At 69.2% G+C, this 7,544-nt stretch carries 8 protein-coding genes; 7 read left to right on the plus strand and 1 reads right to left on the minus strand.

Annotated elements, in window-relative coordinates:
* Positions 1 to 46 precede the first annotated feature (46 nt).
* The 6 genes from HOP12_03805 to HOP12_03830 are packed head-to-tail and all read left to right on the plus strand — an operon-like array spanning position 47 to position 5,036.
* On the plus strand, positions 47 to 220 hold the full coding sequence (locus tag HOP12_03805; protein NOT33276.1) for a hypothetical protein: 174 nt from the start codon (positions 47 to 49) through the stop codon (positions 218 to 220).
* A complete protein-coding gene (locus HOP12_03810; GenBank protein NOT33277.1) occupies positions 217 to 1,365 on the plus strand; it encodes a hypothetical protein in 1,149 nt (382 codons plus the stop codon). Before HOP12_03805 ends, HOP12_03810 begins: the two co-directional genes overlap by 4 nt.
* Complete coding sequence (locus HOP12_03815) at positions 1,362 to 2,936, plus strand: lipopolysaccharide biosynthesis protein (protein NOT33278.1); 1,575 nt, start codon at positions 1,362 to 1,364, stop codon at positions 2,934 to 2,936. Before HOP12_03810 ends, HOP12_03815 begins: the two co-directional genes overlap by 4 nt.
* Entirely contained in the window at positions 2,933 to 3,637 is a 705-nt protein-coding gene (locus HOP12_03820; protein NOT33279.1) for a glycosyltransferase family 2 protein, read from the plus strand. The genes HOP12_03815 and HOP12_03820 overlap by 4 nt, the downstream gene beginning before the upstream one ends.
* 14 nt (positions 3,638 to 3,651) lie before the next feature.
* Positions 3,652 to 4,035 (plus strand): DUF2304 domain-containing protein, encoded by a 384-nt coding sequence (locus HOP12_03825; GenBank protein ID NOT33280.1) that lies wholly within the window; start codon positions 3,652 to 3,654, stop codon positions 4,033 to 4,035.
* Positions 4,032 to 5,036, plus strand: coding sequence for a flippase-like domain-containing protein (locus tag HOP12_03830; GenBank protein NOT33281.1), 1,005 nt, complete (start codon positions 4,032 to 4,034; stop codon positions 5,034 to 5,036). The genes HOP12_03825 and HOP12_03830 overlap by 4 nt, the downstream gene beginning before the upstream one ends.
* Before the next feature lie 20 nt (positions 5,037 to 5,056).
* Here HOP12_03830 and HOP12_03835 read toward each other — a convergent pair whose 3' ends face one another.
* On the minus strand, positions 5,057 to 6,217 hold the full coding sequence (locus HOP12_03835) for a DegT/DnrJ/EryC1/StrS aminotransferase family protein (protein NOT33282.1): 1,161 nt from the start codon (positions 6,215 to 6,217) through the stop codon (positions 5,057 to 5,059).
* A gap of 143 nt (positions 6,218 to 6,360) precedes the next feature.
* On the opposite strand from HOP12_03835, the gene HOP12_03840 reads away from it, so the two are divergent.
* A partial coding sequence (locus HOP12_03840; protein NOT33283.1) for an oligosaccharide flippase family protein occupies positions 6,361 to 7,544 on the plus strand: 1,184 nt, incomplete at its 3' end.

The raw sequence follows: 7,544 nt of genomic DNA on the forward strand, positions 1-7,544 counted from the left end.
AACCCGCGCAAGCGGATCCGCGAAGCGTCCCAGTCCCGCCGCCTCCGTGCTGATCGAAGCGGCGTCGCGCGGCGAGCGCGCCGCGCTCGGTGCGTCGCAGGTTCGCGCGCTGGCGGAATTGGGATTCGCCGCATCGGATTGGGACGCAGCCGCGTGGGAAGTACTAGCGGCGTGGCGCGAGTGGGTGCTCGAGATTCCGGATTCAGGGAGCGACGCGTGACGCGGGCCGTGATTCTGATCGTGGATGCGCTCGGCTTCGAGCTGGCGTGCGCGCTGCCCGGCTTCGGCGCCGTCGTCCCCGAGCGCCGGCGCGTCGAGACCGTGCTTGGATTCAGCTCGGGTGCGCTGCCGACGCTGTTTTCGGGGCGGCTACCGCACGAGCACGGCCGCTGGATGATGTACCGACGGGCCCGTCGTGCCACGCCCTTCGCAGGCTTTCGAGCGCTCGGATTGCTGCCGCAGCGCATTCAGCGCAGCTGGAAGTTCGGACGCTGGCTGCATCGCTGGGTCGAGCGGCGCGGTGTGCGTGGCTATTTCCAGCTCTATGAAGTGCCGCGCCCGCTGCTCGAATCATTCGACCTGGCGGAGCGGCGCGACCTGTTCGCGCCGGGGGGACTCGAGGTCGACACACTGTGGGATTCGCTCGCGCGCCGCCGCCTGCCGCATCGAGTGTGGAACTGGCGCACGCCCGAAGCCGCGGCGCTCGCCGAGGCCCAGGCCGCGCTCGCGAACGGGTCGGAGCGCGTGGTGGTGGTGTATACCGCGGATCTCGACGCCGCGCTCCACCGCGAGGGCTCGAGCGGCGCGACGGTTCGCGAGCGACTGCACACCTACGAGCGATGGCTCGCGGGACTCGCGGCGGACGCGCGCGCGCGCGGCGATTCACTGTGGCTCTACCTGCTCTCGGACCACGGCATGGTGAACGTGACCCGCCACGTCGACGTGATGGCCGCGGTCGATCGACTCGCGGTGCGCGCGCCGCACGACTTCCTCGCGTTCTACGACTCGACCATGGCGCGCTTCTGGTGGCGCACGCCGGGCGCGCGAGACGCGGTGCGCGCGGCGCTCGGACCGCCGCTCGGTGGCCACTGGCTCACCGACGAGGAACTGACGGCGGGCGGCTGCCGCTTCGAGCGGCGTGAGTACGGCGAAGACCTGTTCCTGCTGGATCCCGGAGTCCTGATGGTGCCCTCGTTCATGGGCAGTCATCCGGTTGCCGCGATGCACGGCTACGCGCCTTCGCATCCCGACATGGCGGCCCTGTTCGCTTCGAATCGTCCGCTCCCCGAACGACTGCGACATCTGACCGACGTGCGCGGCTTCTTCGAGACCGAGCTGGACGCGCTCGCGAGTGAGGCCTCGTGAAGCCCGGCGAGATCGCACACAGCGTGACGCGCGGGGCGTTCTACCTCGCGATCGAGAAGCTGGTGGCGCTGGTCTCGGGGATCCTCTACTTCGCGCTGCTGCTCCGCTGGTTGGGCCCCACCAAGTACGGAATCATGACGCTGGCGCTGTCGTTCGCGGGTCTCGCGACCATGGTGAACGGCAACGCCGAGGTCTACCTCGAGCGATTTGCCGCCGAGTACCAGACCAACGATCGGCTCGGCAGCCTGCGGCGGGCGCATCTGCTCGCGCTGTTTCTGAAGTCCGTTCTCGGCGCGTTTGCGGCGCTGCTGCTGGTGTTGCTCGCGCCGTGGCTGGCGCGCCATTTCGAGATGCCGGAGCTGGCGGTGCTGCTGCCGCCGCTGGCGGCGCTGGTGCTGGCGGACGGCTGCGCCACCACCGCACGCGCGACGCTGTTCGGGCTCCAGCAGTTCCGCTGGGTGAGCGGGCTCGCGATCGTGTTCCACGTCGCGAAGACGGTGATGGTGGGGTCGCTGTGGTGGATGCGTCAGGGGCTCGAGGGACTCGCGGTCGGACTCGCGGTGCTGTCGGTGGTCCAGGCGCTGGGTGCGAGCCTGGTGCCGCTCGCGCTGCTGGCCGGCAAGCGCGACCACGACGGCGCGGTGCCCGGCATTCGCGAGTTGTGGCGTTCGATGATCGGCTACTGCGCGCCGCTGCTGGGGGCGCGCGCCACGTTCATGTCGGGGCAGAATCTCGGCAAGGTGGTGCTCGGAAAATTGTTCGACGCCGAAAGCCTCGGCTACTTCTCGTTCGCGTTCCAGACCGTCGAGCGTTTCGTCGAGGTCATTTACGTACTGCCGTCCTCACTCCTGCCGTCGCTCACGAAGTTGGTGGCGCGCCAGGAGCGCGAGCGGTTGCGGTGGATCTTCGATCAGGCATTCCGGCTCATCCAGATCACCGCCGTGGTGCTGGCGCTCGGGTTGTGGTTGTTCGCGCACGAAGTGACGTTGTTCGTCGGCAGCCCGCTGTTCGAAAAGGCGGTGCCGCTGCTGCGCATCCTGTGTCTGGTGCCGATCGCGCGCACCGCGCAGCAGCCGCTCACCATGCTGTTCCAGGCGATGCGAAAGCCCGGCACCGTGCTGTGGCTGGCGCTGCTCAAGTTCGGCATCGAGTTCGGATGCTATTTCACACTCATCCCGCTGGTCGGACTGGCCGGCGCCGGATGGGCCAATCTGCTCGGTGCGGTGGCCGCCTACCTCGCGGCGCTGGCGGCGACGCGCCGGCTGCTGCCCGAAGGGGCGTCGGATCGCCAGCAGGCGATGATGCGCTCCGCCGGGCTGGTGTTCGCGACCCTGGCGCTCGGTCTGGTGGTGCAGCTCGCGATTCCCGGCTGGCCGGGCCTCGGCGTGCGCATCGTGCTGTTCGTCGCGCTGCTGCCGGCCGCGTTCGCTCTCGGGCTCGTGACCCGATACGATCTCGACAAACTCGCTTCCGTTCCGGTGCGTCCCGCGTGGCTCCATCGCCTGCGCGGCGAGGCAGTCGGGGCGGCACATCGCATGGCCCTCGCGCTGGAGCCCCGATCCTCCCGATGAGCCCTCACGACGTGCTGGTGATCGTGCCCGCCCACAACGAGGTCGAGAGCCTTCCGGCGACGCTCGCGGCGATTCGCCGAGCCGCCCCGGCGGTCGACGTGCTGGTGGTCGACGATGGCTCCAAGGACGGCACCTCCGAGGTCGCTCGTACACACGGCGTGCCGGTGCTCTCGCACGCGGTCAATCTGGGGGTCGGCGGCGCGCTGCAGAGCGGATTCCGCTACGCGGTCGAGCGGGGCTACGCGATCGGCGTGCAGCTCGACGCCGACGGTCAGCACGATCCGGCCGATCTCGGCGCCCTGCTCGCGCCACTGCGGGAGGGCCGCTGCGATGTCTGCATCGGTTCGCGCTACGTCGCGCGCAGCGGGTACCGTGCGCCGCTCGCGCGGCGGCTCGGGATGCTGCTGTTCTCGGGCGTCGTGCGACTCGCGCTCGGGCGTCGCATCAGCGACACGACCTCGGGTTACCGCGCCTACTCGCTCGCGGTCATGCGGGTGTGCGAGCACGATTTCCCGAAGGACTTTCCCGACGCCCCGCTGCTGATCTCACTCGCGCGCCGCGGATTCCGGCTTCAGGAAGTGCCGGTCACGATGCGCGAGCGCGCGGCGGGACAGTCGTTCTACACGCTCGGCAAGAAGCTCTACTACCCGTACAAGAATCTGCTCGCATCCCTGATGGCGCTGCTGCGTCGTCCCGCCTGAACCGGAGGATCCCCATGTTCCTGTCCCGCACCCAGGTCATCGTCGCGCTCGCGGCGGTCGGGCTCGCGCTTTTCGTGCTCGATCTGGTGCGCCGCCGCAAGCTGTCCGAGGAGTACTCGCTCCTCTGGGTGCTCGCCACGGTGGTGGTCGCGGTGCTCGGGTTCTCGACGCCGCTGCTGCGCACCATCACGCGAGCGCTCGGCATCCTCTACGAGGGCTCCACGGTGTTCGCGGTCGGGCTCGCGTTCGCGACCGCCGGCCTGCTCTACCTGTCGGTCAAGATGTCCCGCATCTCGTTCGAGAATCACGCGCTGACCCGCGAGGTCGCATTTCTGCGACTGGCGGTGCAGGAGCTGCGCGGTGACGCCGCGGCGGCGCGGGACCGGGGGAACGCGTGAACCGCGCCCTGCAGCTGACGATCGGCATCGCGATCTCTGCGGTTTGCCTGTGGTTCTCGATGCGCGACGTGCGGCCCGGCGAGGTCATCGCGGCACTGCGTCAGGCCAATGCGCTCGGCTTCGTCTCGGTGGTGCTGCTGACCGTGGTCGGATTCTGGCTGCGCGCGTTTCGCTGGCGGTGGCTGCTCAATACGCCGCAGCCGGTCAAGATCGGCTCGCTGTTCAGCGCCACGATGATCGGTTTCATGGCGAACAACGTCCTGCCGTTGCGGCTCGGCGAGTTCGTTCGCGCGTGGGCGCTCGGACGCACCGAGAAGCTCTCGAAGAGCACGGTGTTCGCCACCGTGGTGGTGGAGCGGGTCGTCGACATGCTGACGCTGATCGCGATCTTCGGGATCGCGATGCTCATTCACCCGATCGGTTCCGGTAGCGAGGCGGGTTCGATGGTGCGCAAAGGCGCCACCTTCATGGTGCTGGTGTCGCTCGGGCTCACGGTGTTCGTGGTGATCCTCGAGCGCCAGCCCGCGCTCGCGCATGCATTCGTGCGGTTCGTGACCGCGCCGCTGCCGGAGCGGCTGCGCGATCGTGCGGTCGGGGCGCTCGGACACTTCGTCGAGGGACTGACGCTGTTCCGCGATCTGCCGCGCCTGTTATGGGTGTTCCTGCTGTCGTTCGTGATGTTCGGGGTGTTCGTGCTGTGCCTGACCATCACGATGTGGGCGTTCGACATTCACGCCGAATGGTACGCGGGCCTCGTGATGCTGGTGATCACGGCGATCGGCATCATGGTGCCGGCCGCCCCGGGTTACATCGGCACCATGAACATCGCGTGCATGGTCGGCCTCAAGCTGTTCGGAGTCGGACCCGACAAGTCGGTCCCGTTTTCGTGGTTCTACTGGGCCGGGCAGTGGCTGCCGGTCACGGTGGTGGGGCTGTGGTACCTGCGGCGCGAAGGCCTGTCGCTGCGCTCGCTCGGAACCGCGGACAAGGGCACGACGTGAGTCGCGAAACGCCGCCGGGGTCAGCGCCGGAAGTGCGCGACGACCTTTGCGACCGCTTCGCACACCTGGTCGACGTCCCGTTCGGTCATGCGCGGAAACAGCGGCAGCGTGATCGCCCGCTCGTAGGCATCCTCGGCGACCGGGAACCGCGCCGCGTCGAATCCGAAGGTGTCGCGGAAGTGGGGATGGCGGTGGATCGGAATGAAGTGCACCGAGGTGCCGACGTTTTCGGCGCGCAGCTCCTGAATGAAGCGGGCTCGATCGATCGTGAGTCGCTCGAGCTCGAGTCCGATCGGGTAGAGGTGCCAGGCGTGCTCGACGCCCTCGCGTGTGATCGGGCGTCGGATCTCGGGCAGCTCGGAAAGACGCCGGTGGTAGTGCGCCACAAGCTCGCCGCGGATGCGTTGAAACTCTTCGAACCGCTCGAGCTGGCCCACGCCGATCGCAGCCAGCACGTCGCTGAGGTTGTACTTGTAGCCCGGCAGCGTCACTTCGTAGTACCAGGAGCCCGCCGCGGTGTAGCGCTTCCAGGCATCGCGATTCATGCCGTGGAGCGACAGGATCGCGAGCTGTTCGGCCAGTTTCGGATCATTCGTGACCGCCGCGCCGCCCTCGCCGGTGGTGAGGTTCTTGGTGGCGTAGAACGAAAACGCGGTGATGGTCGCCCACGATCCGACCGGTCGACCGTCGAGTCGGGCGCCCAGCGCATGCGCGGCGTCCTCGATGATCGGCAGCCCGTGACGCTCGGCGAGCGGCAGCAGGGAACGGTAGTCGGCCGGATGGCCCGCGTAGTCGACCGACAGGATCGCGCGGGTGCGCGGCGTGATCGCAGCCTCGACCGCCCGAGGATCGAGGCACAGCGTGTCGGGCTCGATGTCGACCAGCACCGGCGTTGCGCCGACGTGCTCGATGACGTTCACGCATGCCGCAAATGTATAGGTCGAGGTGATGACCTCATCGCCGCGCTTCACCCCGAGCGCCACCAGCGCCAGATGCAGCGCGCCGGTCGCCGAGTTGACCGCCAGTCCATGACGCGCACCCGCCATCTCGGCGATGCGGGTGCCGAGCGTCTGCGCGTGTCGTCCGGTCGTGATCCAGCCGGAATCGAGTGTCTCGAGCACCAGCTGTTTCTCGCGCTCACCGATCCACGGCAGCGCGACTGGCAGGTACTCGGAACGCACCGGGGTACCGCCGGCCGAAGCCAGCGGAGCGAGTGCCTGGGTCACGCGATCGGGCATGAGTGCAGGAGTTCGAGGGTCATCGCGGCGACGATCCTAGGCGATCCGCGCGAGCGCCGCCACGCGCCCGCAAGCGCGAGTGCGGCGTGACGCGAATCGTCCGGCATACCCTGGCACTGGCCGCGGGGCAGTACGTCGCCCGCGCGGTGCTGCTGGCGCGTGGCCTGGCAGCGGCGGCGGCGCTGGGCCCGGTGGGTGCGGGGGCCTGGAATGCCTTGAGTCTGATCCTCGACTATGGCGGCTATGCCTCGGCCGGTGCGCTGCAGGGGCTCGAGCTGGAGCTTCCGGGAGCGGTGACGCGCGATCCCGCCGCAGCGCGCCGGGCGATGCGCGGTGCGTGGGCGATCGTGGTCGCCGGTGCGCTCGCATTCGGCGTCGGAATCGCGCTGTGGCTTGCGAGCGGGGCCCGTGCGCTCGAGTCGACGTGGGGCGCGGGAGCGCCAGCGCTGATGCTGATCGCGGCGTGGCTTCAGCTCGTGGTGGGTTACCTGCAGACCTCGCTCAAGGCGCAGGGCGACTTTGCGCGCGTGAGCTTCTCGACGGCGCTGCAGGCGCTGGTTGGCGGCGGACTCGGACTCGCGCTGGTGTGGCGACTCGGGGTGTGGGCGCTGCTCGGAGGCTGGCTGGCCGGCTCGCTGGCCGCGATCGCGATTCTGATCCGCTCGCCGCATCGCGTGTCGCTGTCACCCGGCAGTCCTCGCGAAGGACTGCGGCTTGCGCGACTCGGTCTGCCGGTCTTCGGCTTCTTCGTCGTCTCGCTGATCCTGCGTTCGCTCGACCGCATGGCCTTCGTGCGTTATGTGGGTCTCGCTTCGCTCGGCGCCTACAGTCTCGGATTGCTGGCGGCCGGACTGGTGCTGTATCTGCCGGAAGCCGCCGCCGCGGTGCTCTATCCGCGGATCGCGGCCGCCGCCAGCGGCGATCGTGACGCGCTGCGCACGCGCGACGAAGTGGTGCGCGCTCAGCGCACGCTCGCGGTATTCCTGCCGCTCGCGGTCGGGCTCAGCGTTCTGTGGATCGGGCCCGTGATCGGGTGGCTGCTGCCGGCGTTCGCCGCCGGAGTGCCGGCGATGCGTGCCATCGTGCTCGGCGCGCTTGCGCTCTCCGCCGGCACGCTGCCCGGCTACTGGTTGCTGGCGCGCGGGCAGGCTCCCCGTCTGCTCGTCGGGTCGGCCGGCGTGCTGGTGCTGACGGCGGGCCTGATCTTCGCAGTGGCCGCCTCGACGGCCGATCCGATGCGGGTGGCGCTCGCCTCGGCCGGCGGCTATGC

Source organism: Candidatus Eisenbacteria bacterium (genome assembly GCA_013140805.1).
Classification (GTDB): domain Bacteria; phylum Eisenbacteria; class RBG-16-71-46; order RBG-16-71-46; family RBG-16-71-46; genus JABFRW01.